Raw genomic sequence first — 21,893 nt, 5'->3', positions numbered from 1 at the left:
TGGATTATGGTTTAACATTATTTTATCTCGCAAACTCAATCAGTAATGATATCCACTGTGTTCATTCCATAAAACAACAGGATATCTTGCCGATGTTGATACCGACTACTTTGCTATGCTCCCGGTCCGATACCGCACTACCTACCCTTGTCACTGATTCGCTCTCGGTTTATAGCCAAACGGTGCTTACAACCTCTTTATCGTTAACCTGGGCGCGTTGCTGTCCCTAACGGAGGTCATCATGGTGCAATTTCGACAACAGGATAATGCCCATTGGTATCATGAAACTCAACGCAGCGGTAACCCGGAGATCTACGCCGCCCCCGTCACCGAGGAGAGTTACAGTGCTAATAGTTGTAATGGCGATAATCTGCTGACAAATGAGAACAGCATTGAACAGGGTATCTTTTTGCTTGGCTTAGCCGATACTATTCCCGCCCGATTAGATGACCCGTTACGCCAGCATGCGGCGATTTTGTCTGCCTCAGATGCAATGTATCAGGCACTTTTCCCGCTCACTGTCGAGCTGAACCGAGACCACACCTTTTCACTGTATGACCGCTTAAGTACCGCACTGACGGTGGCACAAGTTACCGGGGTTCAACGGTTGTGCAGCCATTATGCCGCCCGCCTGACGCCACTTTCCAGCCCGGACGCATCGCGGGAAAGTAATATGCGATTGACACAGATAACACAATATGCCCGTCAACTGGCCAGTCAGCCGACATTAATTGATAAGCATGCTTTGCAACAACTCGCTGATGTAGGTTTAACCGCTACAGATATTATTGTTTTATCGCAGATTATTGGTTTTGTTAGTTATCAAGCCAGAGTAGTGGCAGCCCTTTGTGCACTCGCTGGATATCCTACGGTAATATTGCCCGGTTTTCCGCGCATGGAAGATGCTCCCGCAGGCTTGATAGCGTCATCTGTAGCGCAATGGCAAGGTTGGTTACCCTCAAAGACAATCAATGAGGTCATTTCATCTGAGCCATCGTCAGATGACGCAGAGATAACCCTCAGTGAGTTGCTACAACACCATCAGCAAAGTCTGCTCGCGTACCGCACCATTATCACCCGCCAACATTATCCTCCGTTGCTGCCACCTGATTGGCTGGCATTGGTGGCGTTGGTGACTGCGCGCATCAATGGCAGTCGCTACTGTCTGGCTATCCATAAACACCAATTGCACCAATTAACCCCTAACACCACATTGATAACGTCACTTGACGCGGGGATTGATAACGCTTTGGCGACTCAATCTGATGAGCAGATTATCCACTGGCTTATCTATGCCGCAGCCGAGTTGACTCGCGCACCAGAACGCTTTAGCCATCAACATATCAGTCCATTGTTAGCTCTGGGTGTCAGTAATCAGCAACTGGTGAGTATCATCTTCGACACCGCCGCAGCCGGATGGACCAACCGGTTAAGACAAACGCTGGGGCAAGCTGTTTGATACTCGCCCGCAATTGCGGATTGCAGTGTTTTAGTCGGTAGCCAACCACGTTTTAGCGACATCAAAAAAGTGCTGGGCCAGCGGTGTAACTCGCCCTGGTTCAGCCACCACGACAGCAGCATGCCGACTCATCTTCAAAATATCCACCGGCCGCCGTTGCAGGTCGGGTGACATATCCTCAAGTAGACTACCCTGCGGGAACAAGCCACAGCCTAAACCGACAAAGATTCCTTGTAACAACTGAAAGATAGAAGTACTTTCCAGCCGCACATGCAGCGGCAGACCGGCATCACGAAAACTGTTATCCAGATAGCGGCGGAAGTAACGGCTGGGTTCAGCCAGGCAGAGCGGCAGTTGTGCTACCTGGGCCAGTGCCAGCGGCTCAGTCCCCATCAAATCAGGGAAATGTCCGGGGTGAAACACCAGGTCAATGCCCCCGTCAACTAGCGGTTGTACCTGAAAATGCAGCTCATTCAAGGTGGTCAATTCAAAAAAACCAATGCCCACATCGACCGAGTGACCGGTTAAAGCTTCCAGTAATTGGTCAGCACTTAACACTGAAACACGGTAATCCAGATGGGGATAGCGTTCACTGGCACTTTTAAGTAATAGTGCCAACGAGATACTGCATTGTGGTACTACACCAATACGCAGCGTGCCGTTTAAACCATGTTTAAGGGACTCCACCTCTAACTTTAGCCCTTGATAGACAGAGACAATCTCTCTGGCCCAGGCTAATACGCGCTCACCTTCGGCGGTAAATCCTTCGAAATTATTACCCCGGTTTATCAGTGCCACCCCCAGTTCCCGCTCCAGGTTTTTCAGACGCATCGACAATGTTGGCTGGCTGACAAAGCTGGCCTCAGCCGCACGACCAAAATGGCGCTCGCGCTCCAGATTACAGAGATAGACCAGTTGCTTGATATCCATACAGATACTCAGATTTTCATGATTCTATCCAGTATACCATCGTCCCTTGGTGGCATGTTTTGCCGTGCTGGCCTTTTTCGCGCGAAAAATTTACACAGCTATCTGATCCAGATCCCATTTCATCTTTCAACTCAGGCATTTTACTGATTAACATTTGAACGAAATTTGGATAATTTCAGATTATTCACAATAACCACAATATTGAATTGTTTATTCACTCACATCTGACCATATAAACCACTAACCAATCAAATAGCAGAATATACCACCAAATAAAATCAGTTCAGCTTTTAATCAAAACAAAAAATCGTCAAACAGCTAAAACATAAACGTTAATACTGCATAACATTTGTAACATGGTCGCATAGCCCTGCCTGAGATATATGTAACAGAATATTGCAAAATCCTTGTCTCGTTGACAAAGATAGTGAACATTAACCGCCGCTAAACATCTTATAACAATGCAAAAGGATGCCGGTTCGCGCATTCACTTTTGTCTCTCCCACCATTTGTGGTCGGTAGTGAAAAACAGAGGTCCCCGTGTCAACAGCAAACAACAGTCAACAGCCACCCAACAGTGAGCAACCCGAAAGCATCAGTATGAATGCTTTCAAACAACCAAAAGCATTTTACCTGATCTTCTCTATCGAGCTTTGGGAGCGCTTTGGTTATTACGGCCTGCAAGGGATCATGGCCGTCTATCTGGTAAAAATGCTCGGGATGAGCGAAGCCGACTCCATCACCTTGTTCTCATCCTTCAGTGCACTGGTCTATGGCTTTGTGGCCATCGGTGGCTGGTTAGGCGATAAGGTGCTCGGTGCCAAACGTGTCATCGTACTTGGTGCATTAACGCTGGCAGTTGGTTATGCCATGATTGCCTACTCCGGCCATGACATTTTCTGGGTTTATCTGGGTATGGCGACCATTGCGGTTGGTAATGGTTTGTTCAAAGCCAACCCATCCTCTCTGCTGTCAACATGCTATAACAAAGATGATCCGCGTTTAGACGGCGCATTCACCATGTACTACATGTCCGTCAATATCGGTTCATTCTTCTCTATGCTGGCCACCCCATGGTTAGCCGCGAAGTATGGCTGGAGCGTCGCATTCTCACTGAGCGTAGTGGGTATGTTGATCACCTTGGTAAACTTCTGGTTCTGTCGTAAATGGGTAAAAAATCAAGGTTCAAAACCTGACTTTGCACCACTACAGATTAAAAAGTTACTGATGGTATTGGTGGGTGTGGTTGCACTGGTCACGCTGTCAAGCTGGTTGCTGCATAACCAAATAGTGGCACGTTGGGCGTTGGCATTAGTATCTCTGGGCATCATCTGTATCTTTGCCAAAGAGACCTTCTCTCTGCATGGCACTGCCCGCCGCCGAATGATTGTGGCATTCTTACTGATGCTGGAAGCGGTGGTGTTCTTTGTGCTGTATAGCCAAATGCCAACGTCGCTGAACTTCTTTGCTATTCATAACGTTGAGCATTCAATCTTTGGTATTACCTTCGAACCAGAACAGTATCAGGCGCTGAACCCGTTCTGGATCATGGTAGCCAGCCCAATACTGGCGGCTATCTATAATAAGATGGGTGACCGACTGCCAATGCCACACAAGTTTGCTTTCGGTATGGTGCTCTGCTCTGCGGCCTTCCTGGTTCTACCATGGGGTGCCAGCTTCGCCAACGAACATGGCATTGTGTCCGTTAACTGGTTGATCCTGAGCTACGCATTGCAAAGTATCGGGGAACTGATGATTTCGGGCCTCGGCCTGGCGATGGTTGCGCAGTTGGTACCTCAGCGCTTGATGGGCTTCATCATGGGTTCATGGTTCCTGACGACAGCAGCAGCAGCCCTGATCGCCGGTAAAGTTGCAGCATTAACTGCGGTGCCAAGTGATATTACTGATGCCCATGCATCACTGGCAATCTATAGCCATGTATTTATGCAGATTGGTATTGTCACTGCCATTATCGCAGTATTGATGATGCTCACTGCACCAAAACTGTATCGCATGACTCTCGCACCAACAGAGAGTAATAAAGCGACCCCAGTAACCGCCGCATAATTGCCCGGCAGGATAAAGCACGCGTGCTAAGCACTTTATCCTGCCAACTCCCACGTAAAACTCAGACAGCCTGTCGTTTGGCGAGAATAAGTCCTAAATTCAATACTTATTTATCAGACCATACCGCCAACTGATAGCCATCCGGGTCGGTAAAGTGGAAACGACGCCCGCCGGGGAAAGTAAATATCGCCAGCACAATAGAGGCTCCCGCTTCTTCCAACCGTTTTTGCGTCTGTTCAAGATCATCAGCATACAAAATGATTAACGGCCCACCGTTGGGCTGAACGTCACTCAGGGTGGTGAAGCCACCGGTCAGTCGGCCATCGGTAAACTCACAATATCCTGGGCCATAGTCAGTAAAGCGCCAATTGAATACCTTGCCATAGAAATCCTTCGAGCGAGCAATATCACCGACGGCAAACTCTATGTTGTCAATTCGACTATCATTTCCCTGAATACCCATAAACGGCTCCTGATTAAAATACCTGATTAATTCACTGATTCATCTTAAACATTTACTGAGATGATGAATATCACTCGCCTTATCAATGATAACTTCATCACATTATTTGTGCGCAAAAAATAAACTATACTGATAACAGACCGCACAGCGTTAACCCCATTTTGAGCGATATCAGAATGAAACCCGTCTGTTATTTGCGGTCAATAACCGGCAAGGAGGTGATTTATGATAAACCATGTATGGGGGCTTCTGACCCGTCCTAGTCAGGAATTGCAGCAAATTAAACGCGAGGGGGAAAGTGTCCGCCACCTGTATGCCCATCACGTCCTTTTAATGGCTGCCATTCCCGTGATTTGCGCGTTTATCGGCACCACACAAGTGGGCTGGAACTTTGGTGATGGTCAGATAATAAAACTGGCTCCCCTTACCGCACTCTATTTTGCCATTATTTTCTATGTTTTGATTTTGGCGGCGGTAGCTCTCATGGGACGAGTAATTTATTGGATGGCCCGCCGCTATGAGAGCCGGCCTAGTTGGCAAAGCTGTACCTTATTCGCCGGTTATGCTGCAACGCCCATGTTTTTAGGTGGCGTGGTTGCCCTCTACCCGATTATCTGGTTGTGCTTATTGGTTGGCATCATTGCACTCTGCTATGCAGGCTACCTGATGTATTTGGGCATCCCCACCTTCCTGAATATAGACCGACAAGAAGGTTTTATCTTCTCCGGTTCCACATTTGCTATCGGCGTGCTGGTATTAGAGTTACTCCTTGGTCTGACTGTATTGCTGTGGGGTTACGGTTCACGGCTATTATGACCTCCAAACCTTCCCTTCGTTAACACCGCTCCTGATAACATTTACAGAGAGCGGTGGCTGTTACTCCGTTGGTTCTCGCTTTATTAGCTTTGACTGGGGCTAATATCAGGCTTTTATGGTGATTAATGTCGCCCAGATCGCAATCTCTTACATCCACACGCAGGATAAGGTTGTACACTGAGTAAGACTGATGCAAACAAGGCGAAAAAAATGAAAAGGCTAACATTAAAAGAAATGACCGAAAGTGAGCAACGTGACGTCAAAACGCAACTCGATAGAGCCAGAATAAATTTAGGAAGGGCTTTAACCAATTCAGAACAGAATAAAGTAAGAGAAGAAGCAATAGATAAAATCATGAACGCTCGGGAACAAGTCGCCAAGTTAACCCGCGTAGAAAGAAAAACCAAAAAAACCGCACCAAGTACCACCACTTTTAGCTGGTCCGCATCGATCAGCACTCGCCCACCACGGTAACTGATTTCCACTGCCTGATAATAACAGACAGGGATTACCTACAGCGGTGGATACTCACTGCTGTAGGACAACACTTTATTTCTGCGACTAATTTTATTTCCCGCACAATTATATTACACCGCTAGCAGCATTTTTCCCCCGCCTGCCTTAGGATTAAGGAAGCTTTTTTCTTTCAGTGATCGATTAAGGAGTTTGTGATGAAATTGTTCTATAAACCCGGTGCCTGCTCTCTGTCTCCACATATTGTATTACGTGAAGCAGGGTTAGATTTTAGTATTGAGAGTGTCGATCTGGCGGCCAAAATAACTGAAACGGGTGAAGACTATTTAAGCATCAGTCCAAAAGGACAGGTACCCGCCTTGGTACTGGATGATGGCAGCCTGCTCACTGAGGGTGTTGCTATCGTGCAATATCTGGCAGATATGGTGCCAGACCGCCACCTGATTGCCCCATCAGGGACCCTTTCCCGCTATCATGCCATTGAGTGGCTAAACTTCATTGCGACTGAATTACATAAAGGTTTCAGCCCACTGTTTAACCCGAAAACACCAGATGACTATAAAACGATCGCACGTGAGCGGCTGAATAAACAATTCAGTTATGTAGACAGCGTATTAGCACAACACGATTATCTGTTAGGCAAAAAATTCAGCGTGGCTGACGCCTATTTATTTACTGTCACTCGTTGGGCGAGTGCGCTGAAACTTGATATTACCCAGCGCAGTAATTTGGATAAATATATGGGCCGTGTAGCAGAACGCCCAGCCGTTAAAGCCGCATTAGCCGCAGAAGACGTTAAGAAATAAGTCCTTTGATTAATTAGAGTGCCCCTCCATTAAGGGGCACTGTATAGCAGGGATTATAACTTGATGGCAGAGAATTTACTGACGGGATTAACAATTCCATCCTGAGCGGCGACAACCTGAAGTTCATACTCACCCATCTCCTGAGTTTTCAGCATCACTTCATATACAGCGGCAGTAACATGCTCCAGTGCCTTATCCAGTGCTTCACCTTTCAGCAAGTTCACCAGCAATAAACCACTGGTCAAATCACCCACACCGACCGGTTGGCGGGCACCAAAGTCCACCAGCGGACGGCTGATATGCCATGCCTCATCGGCCGTGACTAATAACATTTCAAAGCAGTCAGCATGATAACCGGCGCGGCTTAGGTGCTTAACTAACACAACTTTTGGCCCTTGGGCGCAGAGATCACGAGCAACCTTAACGGCCTGTTCGACACTTTCAACCCGCACACCACTAAGTTGCTCCAGTTCAAGCAGGTTCGGTGCAATGATATCGCTGGCAGGCAAGGCCTCTTTACAGAAGAACTCTGCCACCCCTGGCGCGACGATACAGCCCTTCTCTGGATGCCCCATGACCGGATCACAAAAATACCAGGCATTCGGATTGGCTTGTTTTACGCGTGCAACCGCAGCCAGAATATGATCGCCCTGCTCGGGTGAACCGATATAACCACTTAATACCGCATCACAATCTTTCAGCCGATCAATATCGGCAATGCCTTGTACTATCTCAGTCAAATGGCTGGCGGGCATCACACAACCAGTCCAGTGACCATATTGCGTATGGTTGGAAAACTGGACGGTATTCAGCGGCCAAACATTGACCCCCATTCGGCGCATAGGAAATTCAGCAGCACTATTACCCGCATGGCCAAAAACAACGTGAGACTGAATCGAAAGTATATTTTTCATTGGAACGGCCTAAAGTTAAGGGCACCCATGCCCACTTTGTAATACAGCGCTGACTGGAATAAAACATCAGCTAACAAAACATTAGCCAAAAAATAAGGGGCATTTCGGCCCCTTATCTTATTTCATTCTTATAGCCAGCTAATCAGGCAATAATGTTTTTTGCCACGACGCAATAAGGTATAGCGCCCAAACAGACGATCAGCATCGGTAAAGATGTATTCTGGGTCTGCCTGCTTTTCACCATTAATGGCGACAGCATTAGAACCAATCATAGTACGCGCCTGCCCACGAGAAGGGACCAACTCAGCATTAACCAATGCCTGTTGTAAATCAGCATCGCGGCTCAGTTCAATTGTCGGCATGCCATCTTGTGCTAACTGAGCGAAGTCGGCTTCGGTCAGCTCATTTAAATCACCGGAGAATAAGCTCGCGGTAATACGTTTGGCGGCAGCAAGGCCTTCTGCACCATGGACCATGCCGGTGACATTTTCGGCCAGAACATACTGCGCACGTGGCGCTTTGCCGCTGTTTTTATCTTCTTCTTCCAGCGCGTTAATTTCTTCCATACTCATGAAAGTAAAGAACTTCAGGAAACGATAAACATCGGCATCTGCGGTGTTAATCCAGAACTGGTAGAATTTGTAAGGACTGGTCTTCTTCGGATCAAGCCATACCGCACCACCTTCGGTTTTACCAAATTTAGTGCCGTCAGCTTTAGTAATTAATGGCACGGTCAGGCCATAAACTTGCTGCTGATGGAGGCGACGCGTCAAATCAATACCAGAGGTAATATTACCCCACTGATCAGAGCCGCCGATTTGCAGCGCCACACCGTGAGCTTTATTCAGGCAAGCGAAATCATAAGCTTGTAACAGGTTATAGGAAAACTCAGTAAACGAAATCCCACTGTCATCGCGATTCAGGCGTTGCTTAACCGCTTCCTTATTGATCATCTGATTAACAGAGAAGTGCTTGCCAATATCACGCAGGAAGGTCAGCACATTCATGCCACCAAACCAATCGTAGTTATTGGCCGCAATAGCACTGTTTTCACCGCAATCAAAATCCAGGAATGGCGAAACCTGACGGCGGATTTTCTCCACCCATTCGTTAACCGTATCTTCCGTATTCAGTTTGCGTTCGCTAGCCTTGAAACTTGGATCACCAATCATACCGGTAGCGCCACCGACCAGCGCCACGGGACGATGCCCAGCCAGTTGGAAACGCTTTAGGCACAACAACGGAACCAGATGACCCAAATGCAAGCTGTCTGCGGTAGGATCGAAACCGCAATACAGTGAAATTGGCCCTTGCGCCAGTCTCTCTGCTAACGCGTCTTCATCCGTAACCTGGGCAACGAGGCCCCGCTCTTGCAATTGTTTAATCAGGTTGCTGCTGGTCATCAACGACTCCATTGTTTTTCACAAAAAATTGTCTTTTACAAAAATTATCTTTTACCAGGAAAAGAGGATTTATACCCAAAAAACTTGGCGTTGCAGCCAGGCAGCAAGCAAATCCCACTGGGCTTACTCAAATAAGAAATAAGCGATTAGGGTGACAAATTTGCTTGCCGTGGCCTCGCAGAGGCGAGACTCAGGGGTGGGCCGAGTAACGAACGTAAAAACCCCCTGCGGCTTCAAGTACGAAGGGTATAGAATAAAGCGCCCGCCACACGAGCGCTAGGCTTAACCACAATTATTTCATCGTTCTCAAGGGGCTAAACGGTCAATTTTCCATGCATCTGCTTGCCGTTGATAAATAAAACGGTCATGCAAGCGATGCTCACCGCCCTGCCAAAACTCCACAGAGTCAAACTTAACGCGGAACCCGCCCCAAAAACTGGGCAACGGCACGTCACCATGCTGGAATTTTTGCTTTAACTCGAGGAACTTACTTTCCAATACACCACGAGCAGAAATACGTGATGATTGTTGGGAAACCCAGGCACCAATCTGGCTATCTTTCGGGCGGGAACTGAAGTACTTCAGCACTTCAAGGGTTGAAAGCCGTTCTGCGGTACCGAGGAAGATGACTTGCCGGTCTAACATATGCCAAGGGAACAACAGACTAATATGTGGATTTTCAGCCAGTTGCTGCGCTTTGCGGCTGCCCAAATTGGTATAGAACACCATACCCTGATCATCATAATGCTTCAGCAGCACGATGCGCTGATAAGGTTGACCATCGGCAGCTACCGTAGCCACACACATAGCTGTTGGATCAGGCAAACGCGCTTCACAGGCCTGTTTTAACCAACGTTCAAATAAGTCCAGTGGGTTTTCGGTTAAATCACTGCGACGCAAACCGCCGCGAATATATTCACGACGTAAATCTGCAACATCAAATTCATTCTTGTCAGTCATATAAGCTCTGTAACGCGCAGGAAAGCAGTGACTATTATTCTGCCCTTGCAGAGCAAGAATCACAATCACTCAGAGCAGACAACGGCCTGATTACTTGATCAAAACACAGTCATTGATAATGACTTTTCCATCACGCTCAACAAAAGCACTATTTCCTTTCGACCAGAAGCTATAGTGGCCGTTGCTATATTTAGTACCGGAAGCTGCACGCACCTGAGGTAAGGTCAACTGTTCACCATCTAACACCAAATTGACTTTATCTTGGCGGTTGTCCTGAGCAACGGTCAGCCGGGTTGTGCCACACTGATAATGCAACGTTTCACTTTTAGGTTGAACCAGACTGCATCCTGCCAACATCAATACTGCTGTTACGCCAAATACTGAAGTTGCAACAAATAAGTGTTTCATTATGTCGTCCTCGTTGATGGAATAAGGCACCGTACCCTATGGCAGCTTAACACCCTCAGCGTGACGATACAGGATAGACTGCTCCTAAAATGGTTTCGCAACTGGCTCCGGTCACCGAGGGCAAATTACCCGATTTACCGGACAAGGTCCGAAATGCCAGCCAGGCGAACGCCAGAGCCTCCATATCGTCGCCACTCACACCAAAATTGTCAGTTACGCACACCTCCGTCCCCGGTAACAAGGTTGACATCCGTGACATCAGCAACGGGTTACGCGCCCCGCCGCCACACACCAACAGCCGCTCACAGCCTCCCGCCAACTGCACCTGTTCGGCGATTGATAGCGCGGTTAACTCTGCCAACGTTGCTTGAATATCTTCCGGTTTCAGCCCCGGCACCTTCGCCAATTGCTTATCCAACCACCCGGCATTGAAATATTCACGCCCGGTACTTTTTGGAGCAGGCTTGGCAAAATAGGGATCACTGAACATCAGCTCAAGCAGCGGTTGATTAACTTGCCCCGACAGTGCCCAGCACGCATCTTTATCATAGGGTAAGGCACGATTACGCCAGATCCAGGCATCCATCAACATATTGCCAGGCCCGGTATCAAACCCCCGCACCGGCAAATCGGGTAATAGCATAGATAAATTAGCAATACCGCCAATGTTCAGTATCATGCGCCGCTCGGTGGCATGGGCTAGTAACGCATGGTGGAAAGCGGGTACCAAAGGTGCACCTTGCCCGCCATAAGCCATATCACGGCGGCGAAAATCCCCAACAGTAGCAATGTTTGTCAACGCAGCAATACGATTATTATCACCTAATTGTATTGTAAACGCCGGTTCACCAAGCGGTTCATGCCACACCGTTTGCCCATGACAGCCAATGGCGGTAATGTCCTGTGCGCTAAGGCCTTCTTTTGCTAGTAAGCCCTGCACCGCTTGCGCAAACAAGATACCCAGTTGGGCATCAAGCTTACCCACTGCGGACAAGGTCGTAGACTGGCCCTGACACATGCCGAGGATATCTTTTTTCAGCTGTAGCGGCATTGGATGACTATAGCTGGCCTGCTGGGCCACCATACGCTCATCAATGGCAGCTAACACCACATCAATCCCATCCAAACTGGTTCCTGACATCACTCCAATAAAACGGCCTGATTTCATAGCAATGACCTTATTCCCTCATTCAGGGACAAAATAGCAATAAGACTTTCCACAAGCCAAGTCAGAATAATAAAATTAACACCCTGAAAAGATATACTTTTTAAAGTGTATACCGCTATAGGAGCCTGTCCTAAACGCTACTTTTTATTTGTAGGAAAGGTCACATAAAAGTCACTCTTACTGACATTTTCATTTATCGCAGTGATATTTCTTACTTTAAGAAAGTTAAACTGCCGTTTAATATTCGTTGAAGTATAAACCGCTAAGCTGCGTACCCATCGATGGTGGTCGAAAAATTAAGCAGAAAGTTAAAATAAGTAAGTAGTGAAATAAACATTTGGGTAAGCCATACTTTGTGCAAATATCGGCCCTGCGCAAATACTGGGCCATCAATGGACTGGATTTGGATATCCCTGGCATACTGAACCGTAATACGGTTGTGCATTTTTAATAGGAGTTTTTATGATCAAGCCACTAATCGCCGTTGCTATCGCTGCGGTTACTCTGACCGGTTGTGCCAATAATAGCACCCTGTCCGGTGATGTCTTCAGCGCATCCGAAGCCCGACAAGTACAAACTGTGACTTACGGTACCCTACTATCCGTACGCCCAGTCACTATTCAGGGTGGCGATGAAAACAATGTTATGGGTGCCATTGGCGGTGCAGTCTTGGGTGGTTTCCTTGGCAATACTGTTGGTGGTGGTACTGGTCGTAGCCTGGCAACTGCAGCAGGTGCTGTTGCGGGTGGTATGGCAGGGCAAGGTGTTCAGGGCGCAATGAACCGCACCGACGGCGTGCAACTTGAAGTCCGTAAAGATGACGGCACAACCATTCTGGTGGTGCAAAAACAAGGCCCAACTCGCTTTAGCGTCGGTCAGCGCGTGATGCTAGCGAGCAGTGGTAGCACCGTTACCGTTAGCCCACGCTAATAACTCTGCTATTACTGTCTTCAGGTAAAAGCCAGAGTTCGTAATGAACTCTGGCTTGTTTTACTAAAATATTTCTTTCTGCTGTGAATAGAGTCGTAAATCTTTATTATTACTTGCTTTGTAATTGGTTAATATTGCTCTCAAGCTTATTAATCAGACCAGATAGCAATTCAATCTCATCTGTTGAAATCCCCCCAAGAATTTCTTTACGGGTGGAACATATGACTCCATCAACCGTATCGATTATCGGTGAAGACTGCTCCGTCAGTTTTATCCTCTTCGCACGGCGATCATTTGCGCAGGTATGCCGTGTGATTAAACCTTTCTCCTCCAGTTGATCTAAGGTTCTAACCAATGATGGTTGTTCGATACCAATCGCTTTTGCCAGTTGAATTTGTGACTGTTCAGGCGGTAAACGATTAATGTTATGCAAGGTAACCCAATGCGTTTGAGTTAACTCCAGCGGCTTCAACCGATGGTCGATAAGCGCGCGCCAAGCGCGAACTAATCGTGCTAAATCAGATCCTAATGTCGATTCCAATTGCCCCTCCTTTTAATTAGCGTGCTAGCATAACTCCCAGAGTCCCGTCTATTTTGGGTAATTAACATTAAAAACACAAATGTATATATACCGTCGATGCTAGGGTAATAGCAATAAATACGGCGAATCCTTTAGAAAAAATGATGTTTTAGCTAAAAATACCTATTAAGGATTAACCTTATGTATGTATCAGTGTTACCCATAAACGCACCTCTTACAGACTTGGTTATAGGTGCCTCAATCTATTTCCCGCCGATGTTTAAGGCGGTTATGCTAGGTTTGGTGTTTTGGCTATTGATCCATCATGTCCTACGGAATTGGATCTACTCTGGTGACATCTGGCATCCAATATTAATGGATCTGTCAATTTTTGTCATTGCGGTCAGCGTTTCTTTATGGATATTAGCCAGTTGGTAAATTGATATGAATCATCAGTCTCTTAAATATTTCTCCTCTGTCATTGTCTTCGCTCTCGCACTTTGTGCGGGTTGGTGGATGTGGAACTACTACATGCAATCACCCTGGACTCGCGATGGTAAAGTCCGGGCTGAATTGGTCAGCATCACCCCGGAAGTGTCGGGCCGGCTGGTTAAAATAGTAGCTCATGATAACCAGTTGGTAAGCTCGGGTAGCTTATTATTTGTGATTGACCCACAACCCTACCAACTGGCACTGGATAACGCACAAGCCGCTTTAGTGAAGGCGCAAGCTGACCTGGCTAAAGCGAATCATGAAGCAGAACGTCGGCGAAATTTACCGAAAAATATCATTTCTGGTGAAGATCTCGACATTGCCAACTTAACCGCCGATAGCATGAAAGCGGCCTATCAGGGCGCAGTGGCGAATGTCGAACAAGCGAAATGGAATCTCAGCAAAACCCGTATTTATGCGCCGACCGATGGTTATATAACCAACTTGCAAACACGGGTGGGTAACTATGCTACCGCCGGCATACCATTAGTCGCGCTAATCGATACCAATTCATTCTATGTGATGGGCTATTTCGAAGAAACCAAGTTGAAACATATTAGAGAAGGTAATAAAGCAAAGATTGTTTTGTATAATGGCAACATTCCTTTACGCGGCGTAGTCGAAAGTATTGGTCGTGCTATTTATGACCAAAGTGTTGATAGCAGCGGTGACTTATTGGTAGATGTAAAACCTAATGTTCCTTGGGTACGGCTGGCCCAACGGGTTCCGGTAAGAATCAAACTGCTGGATGTCCCAGCCGATGTCACCCTTATTGCCGGCACCACCTGCACTATTTCACTGGTTGACTAAACGATGCGTATCTCCTTCCCCCTGTGGCACCAGACCCCATGGGGTAAAGCCAATACCGGTCAGTGGCGTTATGCATTGCGTAATTCATTGGCAATGTGCTTATCACTGTGGATTGCCTTTGCGCTGAATTTAGATGAGCCTTACTGGGCAATGACCTCCGCTGCGGTGGTGAGTTTCCCCACCGTCGGCGGGGTCATCAGCAAGAGTATTGGTCGCATCATCGGCAGCTTACTGGGGGCGGCCGCATCCGTGGTAATTGCCGGCCATTGCCTAAATGACCCCTGGCTGTTTACCTTTACCATTGCAGCCTGGATTGCCCTTTGTACTTTTGTCTCCAATCACTATCAAAATAATGTTTCTTATGCGTTTGCGTTAGCCGGTTATACCACCGCGATTATTGCCTTTTCTACGGTCAACACCGCTGGCACCCAGCAAATTTTTGATATCGCGCAAGCCCGAGTGTGTGAAGTAATTACCGGTATTCTTTGTGGTGGCCTGATGATGATGCTGATGCCGAGCACCTCCGACGGCGAAGCATTACTGACCTCACTGCGCCGCATGCAATCTCGCTTACTGGAACATGCCGAGTTATTGTGGCAAACCGATCATAACCCCCAGCTACGTGCCTCACATGAAGGGGTAATTGGCCAGATCCTGACCATGAATGTACTGCGGATCCAGGCCTTTTGGAGCCATTACCGCTTGCGGCGGCAAAATAACGTCTTGAATTTTATTTTGCATCGTCAATTACGTATAACCAGTGTAATTACCAGTTTACGACGCATGTTGCTTAACTGGCCAACGCCACCGGAGAACCTGACACCAGTTCTGTCACAGTTGCTACAAACACTACAGCGACCCGATTGCGATAAATATCAATTGGCCAAAATACTGCAACAAATCGCCCCGCATGATGAGTTCGACTATCGACACCGCGCCTTCTGGTTACGATTACAGCATTTTTGTTGGTTATATTTGCAAGTGAATCGTTGGCTGACACAGTTGGATAAAGAATCTGCCAGCGACCTGCCACAACCGCCACCAGTAACCGCGCTGGCTCGCCATACCGATACCTATGAGGCCGCCTATAATGGGCTGCGAACCTTCGTGTGTATTGTTATTGGTTGTGCATTTTGGATAAATACGCAGTGGAGTTCGGGCAGTGCTGCACTGGCATTGGCCGCGGTAAGTTGCGTGCTCTACTCCGCAACCCCGTCGCCAACCGACAGTATTGCTACACTATTGAAAGCCATTGTTCTGCTTTCTATCGGCTGTTTTATTCTTAAGTTTGGTGTGATGGTACAGATTGATGATTTCTGGCAATTTGCTGCCGTACTGTTCCCCATTTTAATCACCATGCAGATGATGAAACTACAGCATCCGGCCTATGCTTCATTGTGGGGACAATTGATTGTCTTTATGGGTTCTTTCCTAAGTGTAACCAACCCGCCGAGCTATGATTATCAAGAGTTCCTTAATGATAATATTGGTAAATTAGTCGGCGTAATGTTAGCTGGTGTTGCTTTTCAGCTATTGCGCCCCAGTTCTGATAAACGCAAAAGTCGACGTATCATTCGGATGCTCCGCCGCGATTTCATTGATCAAATCAGTAGCCATCCACAACAGAGCCAGAATCAATTCGAATCACTGATTTACCATCGAATTAACCAACTCAATCTCAGTAAAGATCAGTCAGCTCGCCTGTGGCTGCTGCGTTGGGGGATGGTATTGCTCAATTGTAGCCATGTGGTCTGGCAATTACGTGATTGGCAAACCACCTCTGCACCCTTGTCAGCAGTACGGGACGTTTGTATTCACTGCCTGAAGGGGTGTATGACCGAAAAAGGTGTGCAACCCAGTTCGTTACTCGCAACATTGCAGGAGTTACAACGAATGAGTGCTATTTTGGCTCAATACCCCGATGCCTCTGGGCGGGAACTGGCGGGGCTGATTTGGCGATTATATTGCTCACTGACACAACTGCAACTGGCCCCTCCTGCTGAGGAAAGCAAAACTGCGCCAGCCTGAGGCTTACTGGCGCAGAAAAGAAGCTTAAGGCACGTCATAACCCAGTGCAGCACGACGAATGCGGAACCACTGCTGGCGAGTCATCGTCAAGGAGAGTGATGCCCATGCGGCTTTAACCCGCTCTATCTTGCCAGAACCAATAATCGGCAGCGGCGCTGACGGCAAACGTAGCACCCAGGCATAAACCACTTGCTCAATGCTTGCTGCACCGATTTCGTCAGCTACCGCCTGTAACTCATCACGTAATGCCTGGTACTCCGGGTCGCTGAACAACCTACCACCACCAAGACAAGACCATGCCATGGGTTTGATACGCAGTTGCTGGCAAGCATCGAGCGTACCATCCACAATAGCAGGCTGATGTAGCGGGGAAATCTCTACCTGATTCGTTACCAGCGAGAATGGCAGGCGTGATTGCAGTAAATTGAATTGCGCAGGGGTAAAGTTTGACACACCGAAATGTTTTACTTTGCCGCTTTTGTGCAGTTGGGTGAAGGCTTCTGCCACCTCATCGGCATCCATCAACGGGTCCGGGCGGTGAATCAGCAGTAAATCAAGATAATCAGTGTGCAAATGGGCCAATGATTGCTCAGCACTTGCAATGATATGTGAACTATCCGTAATGTAGTGCCCCAACGCATGTTCCGGTTTAGCCGTGGTGGCAATGCCACATTTACTCACCAGCTCCAGTTGGTCACGCAAGGACGGTTTAAGCCGTAAGGCTTGGCCAAATGCTTGTTCACACTGATAACCGCCGTAAATATCAGCATGATCCGCCGTAGTAATACCCAACTCAATGTGTTGCTCGATAAAAACCAACAACTGCTCAGGCGTCATGCCCCATTCCATCAGCCGCCAATAACCGCAAATCATACGTGAAAATTCAGGTCCAAGCGGAGCCAGTTGGCTACGTGTATCCATTATTAGCTACCTCATCTGTTTATCTACCTATAAGCATACACAACCGGCGGTAAGGTTAAATCCTCCCTGAACCATCAATTAAAGGTCAAACGGGGGCTTAGCGGTAAAATAGCCAGAAATGGTAAAGTTTAAGACCGATTAAGCGCGAATTAGAATAAGGAAGGTTGTTCTGGTAACGGCTCATCGACTTGTTTGTTACCACGCTGCAAGCGCATTAGGCGTTGGCGGCATAAACGCAATACATCCCGTTTCTGCGGGTCACTCATTTTCATCCAATTAAAGCGCTCATCCCTGCTACGCAGACAGCCACGACAAAAGCCACGGTCATCTGATTGGCAGATGCCACGGCACGGACTGGGAATGTCGAAAAACTCAAGTTGCTGAGACACGCTGCCTCCTGCGGCTGATACCTTAATTGAAGACTGCTTCACCGCGGCTGGCAAGTCCAATTTGTTTACGGTTGTAAAAATCCGCTATCAGCGCCGAGGCGCGGCCCTTAACCGCTAAGGTTATCTTAAGTTTCATTCGATACCATTCAGGTAATTAGTGAACTGTAGGATTCCATTTTCACAATGAATGTTCGATATAAGTTACGGTGTAACAGCCTGAGTTTTATCCTGGCCAGTGCACTCTTTTTCACTCTGGGTCATAACGCACTGTTTATTGCGAAAGCCTGGTCGCTGATCCATTTTGACAGCAGTGACAGTTACTTCTTCGCCGCGACAATTCCGGTGGTGATATTTTGTGCACTGAACATCATATTTAGCCTGTTAGCTGTGCCCTTTCTGCATAAGCCAATCATTATTCTATTGCTGTTGGGCAGCGCGGCGGCAAACTATTTTATGTTTAGTTATGGTGCCGTCATTGACGCCAATATGATGCAAAATGCCTTTGAAACCAACTCACAAGAGGCGGCCGCTCTTTTCACTCCCCGTATGACCCTATGGCTACTGGTGGCAGGTATTATTCCTGCGACCCTGGTCTGCTTTGCCCGTATTCGGGTCAGCCGCCCATGGTGGTATATGTTGGGGCTGCGCGCAGCAAATATTTTGATATCAGCAGTGATTATTCTGTTGGTTGCTGCCCTGTTTTATAAAGATTATGCATCGTTGATTCGTAATAATAAAAACATCGTTAAAATGTTAACTCCATCCAACTTTGTCAGTGGCAGTTTTCAATTCACTAAACACAAATATTTCACCCGTAATCTGCCACTGGTAACACTCGGTGAAGATGCCCATAAAGGCCCATTGATTAGTGGGCAACAAAAGAAAACGCTGGTCATTCTCGTGGTCGGTGAAACTGCCCGTGCAGAGAATTTCTCCTTGGGCGGTTATGAGCGAGAAACCAACCCGAACCTGAAAAAACAAGATGTTACCTATTTCAGCAAAGCATCATCCTGCGGGACTGAAACTGCGGTGTCGGTACCTTGTATGTTCTCGAATATGGCGCGCAAAAATTATGATGCCACCCTCGCCAGTCATCAGGAGGGCTTAATGGATATTCTTGCCCACGCTGGCTTGAATGTCTTATGGCGCGAAAATGACGGGGGTTGTAAAGGTGCCTGCGATCGCATCCCACATCAGGATGTTACCCAATTGCAGCTCACCACCGATTGCGAGAACGGGGTCTGTTTAGATAACGCATTACTTTATAAATTAGATAATTATATTAATGGGCTACAAGGTGACGGTGTCATTGTCTTACACCAAATGGGCAGCCACGGGCCGGCTTATTATCGCCGTTCAACCCCAGAAATTCGCCAGTTTTCCCCTACCTGTGATAGCAACCAAATTCAGGATTGCACCCCACAGGAATTGGTAAACACCTACGATAACTCTATTCTTTATACCGATGCGATGTTGGGTAACACCATTAAGTTATTGCAACAACACAATAATAACTTTAACACTGCGCTGGTCTATCTCTCTGATCACGGTGAATCATTAGGCGAAAATGGCATGTATTTGCACGGTACCCCTTATATGTTCGCCCCAAGTCAGCAGACACATATACCATTTCTAATGTGGCTATCACCTGAATATACAAAAAACTATGGCATTGACCGTCAGTGCTTATCCTCCAGTGCACAACATGATGAAATATCACAAGATAATCTGTTTCATACCTTATTGGGCATGATGAATATTCAAACCACTGAATACCAATCAGAACTAGATTTACTACAGAAATGCCGAACTCAGGGCGAAAGAATTAGTCAAAAAAGTCCGTAAAGAGTTAATACCTGATAGTGAGCTTGATGCTAGTGTTTCCCTCCGCTGGCATTTTTTTCTTGACCTAGACCGATTGGTCTATTACGCTCTGCGACATGAACAAAATACAGCACACACACATAGACACCCGTGAACATCTGTTAGCAACCGGTGAGAGCCTTAGCCTGCGTCTTGGCTTTAATGGTATGGGTCTCAGCCTGTTACTGACCACGGCAGGCATACCGAAAGGCTCGTTTTATCACTATTTCCGTTCTAAGGAAGTTTTTGGTGAAGCGATGCTACAGCGTTATTTTGATCGTTACGACGCTGAAATGGAAAGCCTGCTCACCCATTCACAAGGTGATATGCGCCACCATTTGTTGCACTATTTTGCTCAAGCTATTGCTAACTATTGTGGCAGTGAATGCCACAATGCTTGTCTGGCAGTTAAACTATCAGCAGAGGTAAGTGACTTATCCGAACCTATGCGTCATGCATTGGATATCGGCACTGCCCGTGTGATTGGTCGGTTGCAAGATGCCATTGAAGCCGGTATTGCTGAGGGCTCGCTGCGCATTACGCTCTCACCGGCGGCAACCGCTGAAACACTGTATGCCTTGTGGCTCGGTGCTTCACTGCGGGCTAAAGTGAAACGATCGGTTGCTCCGCTGACCTGTGCGCTAGAAAGTATCGAACTGATTCTACAACCAACCCCATAATCCAATGATTCTGAAGCTAACACTTTTGTTTTTCAGAATTTACCCAGTTACTAGTTGACTGGTCTATTAATATAGGACGCACCATGAAGACTGCTAAACTGTTCTCCCCTTTGAAAGTTGGCGCGCTCACATTGCCAAACCGCGTATTTATGGCTCCGCTAACGCGCTTGCGCAGCATTGAGCCAGGTGATATTCCAACTCCTCTGATGGCTGAATATTACCGTCAACGGGCCAGCGCCGGTTTGATTATTACCGAAGCCACCCAGATTTCTTTCCAGGCGAAAGGCTATGCGGGTGCTCCAGGGTTACACACTCAGGAACAGTTAAACGCCTGGAAAAAAATCACGCAGGCGGTGCATGAAGACGGTGGACATATTGCTGTACAGTTATGGCATGTCGGCCGTATCTCGCACAACAGTTTGCAGCCAGGTCAGCAAGCGCCGGTAGCACCTTCAGCCATTGCCGCGGATACCCGCACCACCGTGCGCGATGAAACGGGAGCCTGGGTACGCGTTCCCTGCTCCACCCCACGCGCCCTGGAAACAGAAGAGATCCCTGGCATCATTAATGATTTCCGTCAGGCAACAGCGAATGCCCGTGAAGCTGGCTTTGACTATATTGAATTGCATGCAGCCCACGGCTACCTGCTGCATCAATTTATGTCTCCGGCATCCAATCAACGTACCGACCAATACGGCGGTAGTATTGAAAACCGTACCCGTCTGACATTGGAAGTGGTTGATGCAACAGTAGCCGAATGGGGCGCTGAACATATTGGTATTCGTATTTCACCATTGGGGCCATTCAACGGCTTGGATAATGGCGAGGATCAGGAAGAGGCTGCGTTGTACCTCATTGACGAGTTGAACAAACGTCATATTGCTTATCTGCACATGTCGGAACCCGACTGGGCGGGTGGTAAGCCTTACTCCGACGCATTCCGTGATGCCGTTCGCGCCAAATTCAAAGGTGTGATTGTGGGTGCCGGTGCATACACGGCTGAAAAAGCTGAAGAGCTCATTGATAAAGGGTTTATTGATGCCGTCGCCTTTGGCCGTAGCTATATTTCTAACCCGGATCTGGTAACCCGCCTGCAACAACAGGCTCCGTTGAATGAACCAGATGGTGATACCTTCTATGGCGGTGGCGCAAAAGGTTATACCGACTACCCAACTCTGTGATTAGTCCGTAAATTAAATCATTAAATAACAGCCAGTTAGATTAACCCTCTGACTGGCTGTTTTGTTTATGGCTACAGGTGAGATAACACAAAAAATGGCGCAATTGCCCCCACTACGGATGATGTAATACAACCCCCGCTATCGACTTAGGTATTTAGTGATTCATTTCGAATTCTTTGGAAACAAGATAAAGCCATTGATTTTGTAAAAA

The 21,893-nt window shown here is 47.4% G+C and carries 22 protein-coding genes; 12 read left to right on the top strand and 10 right to left on the bottom strand.

What is annotated here, in order from left to right; translation table 11 throughout:
- Positions 1–241 precede the first annotated feature (241 nt).
- Positions 242–1,459, top strand: a complete 1,218-nt coding sequence (locus V2A84_RS07080) for a CMD domain-containing protein (protein ID WP_083158760.1) — start codon at positions 242–244, stop codon at positions 1,457–1,459.
- A 30-nt stretch (positions 1,460–1,489) separates the two neighbouring features.
- Here V2A84_RS07080 and V2A84_RS07075 read toward each other — a convergent pair whose 3' ends face one another.
- Entirely contained in the window at positions 1,490–2,389 is a 900-nt protein-coding gene (locus V2A84_RS07075) for a LysR family transcriptional regulator (RefSeq protein WP_083158759.1), read from the bottom strand.
- Positions 2,390–2,929: 540 nt separating this feature from the next.
- On the opposite strand from V2A84_RS07075, the gene dtpA reads away from it, so the two are divergent.
- Positions 2,930–4,456, top strand: coding sequence for a dipeptide/tripeptide permease DtpA (gene dtpA / locus V2A84_RS07070; RefSeq protein ID WP_372569223.1), 1,527 nt, complete (start codon positions 2,930–2,932; stop codon positions 4,454–4,456).
- Between the two features lie 106 nt (positions 4,457–4,562).
- On the opposite strand, the gene V2A84_RS07065 is transcribed toward dtpA, so the two are convergent.
- Complete coding sequence (locus tag V2A84_RS07065; RefSeq protein WP_083158757.1) at positions 4,563–4,919, bottom strand: VOC family protein; 357 nt, start codon at positions 4,917–4,919, stop codon at positions 4,563–4,565.
- 225 nt (positions 4,920–5,144) lie between these two features.
- Between V2A84_RS07065 and V2A84_RS07060 the strand changes: the two genes are divergently transcribed.
- From V2A84_RS07060 to gstA, 3 genes are all read left to right on the top strand, one after another.
- Positions 5,145–5,735, top strand: a complete 591-nt coding sequence (locus V2A84_RS07060; protein WP_083158756.1) for a Yip1 family protein — start codon at positions 5,145–5,147, stop codon at positions 5,733–5,735.
- A gap of 210 nt (positions 5,736–5,945) precedes the next feature.
- The gene (locus V2A84_RS07055) at positions 5,946–6,209 is read left to right on the top strand and encodes a DUF3811 domain-containing protein (RefSeq protein ID WP_005184457.1); all 264 of its coding nucleotides are present in this window, start codon (positions 5,946–5,948) and stop codon (positions 6,207–6,209) included.
- A gap of 197 nt (positions 6,210–6,406) precedes the next feature.
- Complete coding sequence (gene gstA / locus V2A84_RS07050; RefSeq protein WP_372569224.1) at positions 6,407–7,015, top strand: glutathione transferase GstA; 609 nt, start codon at positions 6,407–6,409, stop codon at positions 7,013–7,015.
- 53 nt (positions 7,016–7,068) lie between these two features.
- Here the strand turns inward: gstA and pdxY are convergent, their stop codons facing one another.
- The 5 genes from pdxY to anmK form a co-directional block, all read right to left on the bottom strand.
- Positions 7,069–7,929, bottom strand: coding sequence for a pyridoxal kinase PdxY (gene pdxY / locus V2A84_RS07045; RefSeq protein WP_083158754.1), 861 nt, complete (start codon positions 7,927–7,929; stop codon positions 7,069–7,071).
- A 128-nt stretch (positions 7,930–8,057) separates the two neighbouring features.
- Complete coding sequence (tyrS, locus tag V2A84_RS07040; protein WP_372569225.1) at positions 8,058–9,332, bottom strand: tyrosine--tRNA ligase; 1,275 nt, start codon at positions 9,330–9,332, stop codon at positions 8,058–8,060.
- Positions 9,333–9,638: 306 nt separating this feature from the next.
- Positions 9,639–10,292 carry a pyridoxamine 5'-phosphate oxidase gene (gene pdxH / locus V2A84_RS07035; protein ID WP_372559107.1) on the bottom strand — a complete coding sequence of 218 codons (654 nt, stop codon included), beginning with the start codon at positions 10,290–10,292 and terminating at the stop codon, positions 9,639–9,641.
- 90 nt (positions 10,293–10,382) lie between these two features.
- Positions 10,383–10,700, bottom strand: a complete 318-nt coding sequence (locus V2A84_RS07030) for an MliC family protein (protein ID WP_083158751.1) — start codon at positions 10,698–10,700, stop codon at positions 10,383–10,385.
- 55 nt (positions 10,701–10,755) lie between these two features.
- Positions 10,756–11,868, bottom strand: coding sequence for an anhydro-N-acetylmuramic acid kinase (anmK, locus tag V2A84_RS07025; protein ID WP_083158750.1), 1,113 nt, complete (start codon positions 11,866–11,868; stop codon positions 10,756–10,758).
- Between the two features lie 462 nt (positions 11,869–12,330).
- On the opposite strand from anmK, the gene V2A84_RS07020 reads away from it, so the two are divergent.
- On the top strand, positions 12,331–12,798 hold the full coding sequence (locus tag V2A84_RS07020) for a glycine zipper 2TM domain-containing protein (RefSeq protein WP_083158749.1): 468 nt from the start codon (positions 12,331–12,333) through the stop codon (positions 12,796–12,798).
- A gap of 109 nt (positions 12,799–12,907) precedes the next feature.
- Here the strand turns inward: V2A84_RS07020 and slyA are convergent, their stop codons facing one another.
- Positions 12,908–13,339, bottom strand: a complete 432-nt coding sequence (gene slyA / locus V2A84_RS07015) for a transcriptional regulator SlyA (protein WP_083158748.1) — start codon at positions 13,337–13,339, stop codon at positions 12,908–12,910.
- 180 nt (positions 13,340–13,519) lie between these two features.
- Here slyA and V2A84_RS07010 point away from each other — a divergent pair, with 180 nt between their 5' ends.
- Genes V2A84_RS07010 through V2A84_RS07000 form a run of 3 tightly spaced genes read left to right on the top strand, consistent with a single transcriptional unit; the run spans position 13,520 to position 16,648 of the window.
- Positions 13,520–13,756, top strand: coding sequence for a DUF1656 domain-containing protein (locus V2A84_RS07010; protein WP_083158747.1), 237 nt, complete (start codon positions 13,520–13,522; stop codon positions 13,754–13,756).
- A gap of 6 nt (positions 13,757–13,762) precedes the next feature.
- Entirely contained in the window at positions 13,763–14,620 is an 858-nt protein-coding gene (locus V2A84_RS07005; RefSeq protein WP_083158746.1) for an efflux RND transporter periplasmic adaptor subunit, read from the top strand.
- 3 nt (positions 14,621–14,623) lie between these two features.
- The gene (locus V2A84_RS07000) at positions 14,624–16,648 is read left to right on the top strand and encodes an FUSC family protein (protein ID WP_083158745.1); all 2,025 of its coding nucleotides are present in this window, start codon (positions 14,624–14,626) and stop codon (positions 16,646–16,648) included.
- Between the two features lie 24 nt (positions 16,649–16,672).
- Here the strand turns inward: V2A84_RS07000 and V2A84_RS06995 are convergent, their stop codons facing one another.
- Positions 16,673–17,569: an aldo/keto reductase gene (locus V2A84_RS06995; protein ID WP_083158744.1), complete on the bottom strand. Its 897-nt coding sequence runs from the start codon at positions 17,567–17,569 to the stop codon at positions 16,673–16,675.
- Between the two features lie 149 nt (positions 17,570–17,718).
- Complete coding sequence (locus V2A84_RS06990; RefSeq protein ID WP_083158743.1) at positions 17,719–17,958, bottom strand: DUF1289 domain-containing protein; 240 nt, start codon at positions 17,956–17,958, stop codon at positions 17,719–17,721.
- Between the two features lie 183 nt (positions 17,959–18,141).
- On the opposite strand from V2A84_RS06990, the gene eptA reads away from it, so the two are divergent.
- The 3 genes from eptA (at position 18,142) to V2A84_RS06975 (ending at position 21,682) form a co-directional block, all read left to right on the top strand.
- The gene (gene eptA / locus V2A84_RS06985; RefSeq protein WP_083158742.1) at positions 18,142–19,803 is read left to right on the top strand and encodes a phosphoethanolamine transferase EptA; all 1,662 of its coding nucleotides are present in this window, start codon (positions 18,142–18,144) and stop codon (positions 19,801–19,803) included.
- Positions 19,804–19,898: 95 nt separating this feature from the next.
- Positions 19,899–20,501 (top strand): TetR/AcrR family transcriptional regulator, encoded by a 603-nt coding sequence (locus tag V2A84_RS06980; RefSeq protein WP_083158741.1) that lies wholly within the window; start codon positions 19,899–19,901, stop codon positions 20,499–20,501.
- Between the two features lie 83 nt (positions 20,502–20,584).
- On the top strand, positions 20,585–21,682 hold the full coding sequence (locus V2A84_RS06975; RefSeq protein WP_083158740.1) for an alkene reductase: 1,098 nt from the start codon (positions 20,585–20,587) through the stop codon (positions 21,680–21,682).
- Positions 21,683–21,893: the final 211 nt, after the last annotated feature.

This window comes from Yersinia sp. 2553 StPb PI (assembly GCF_052217105.1).
Lineage (GTDB): Bacteria > Pseudomonadota > Gammaproteobacteria > Enterobacterales > Enterobacteriaceae > Yersinia > Yersinia enterocolitica_E.
This window is presented reverse-complemented; position numbering and strand designations above follow the sequence as displayed.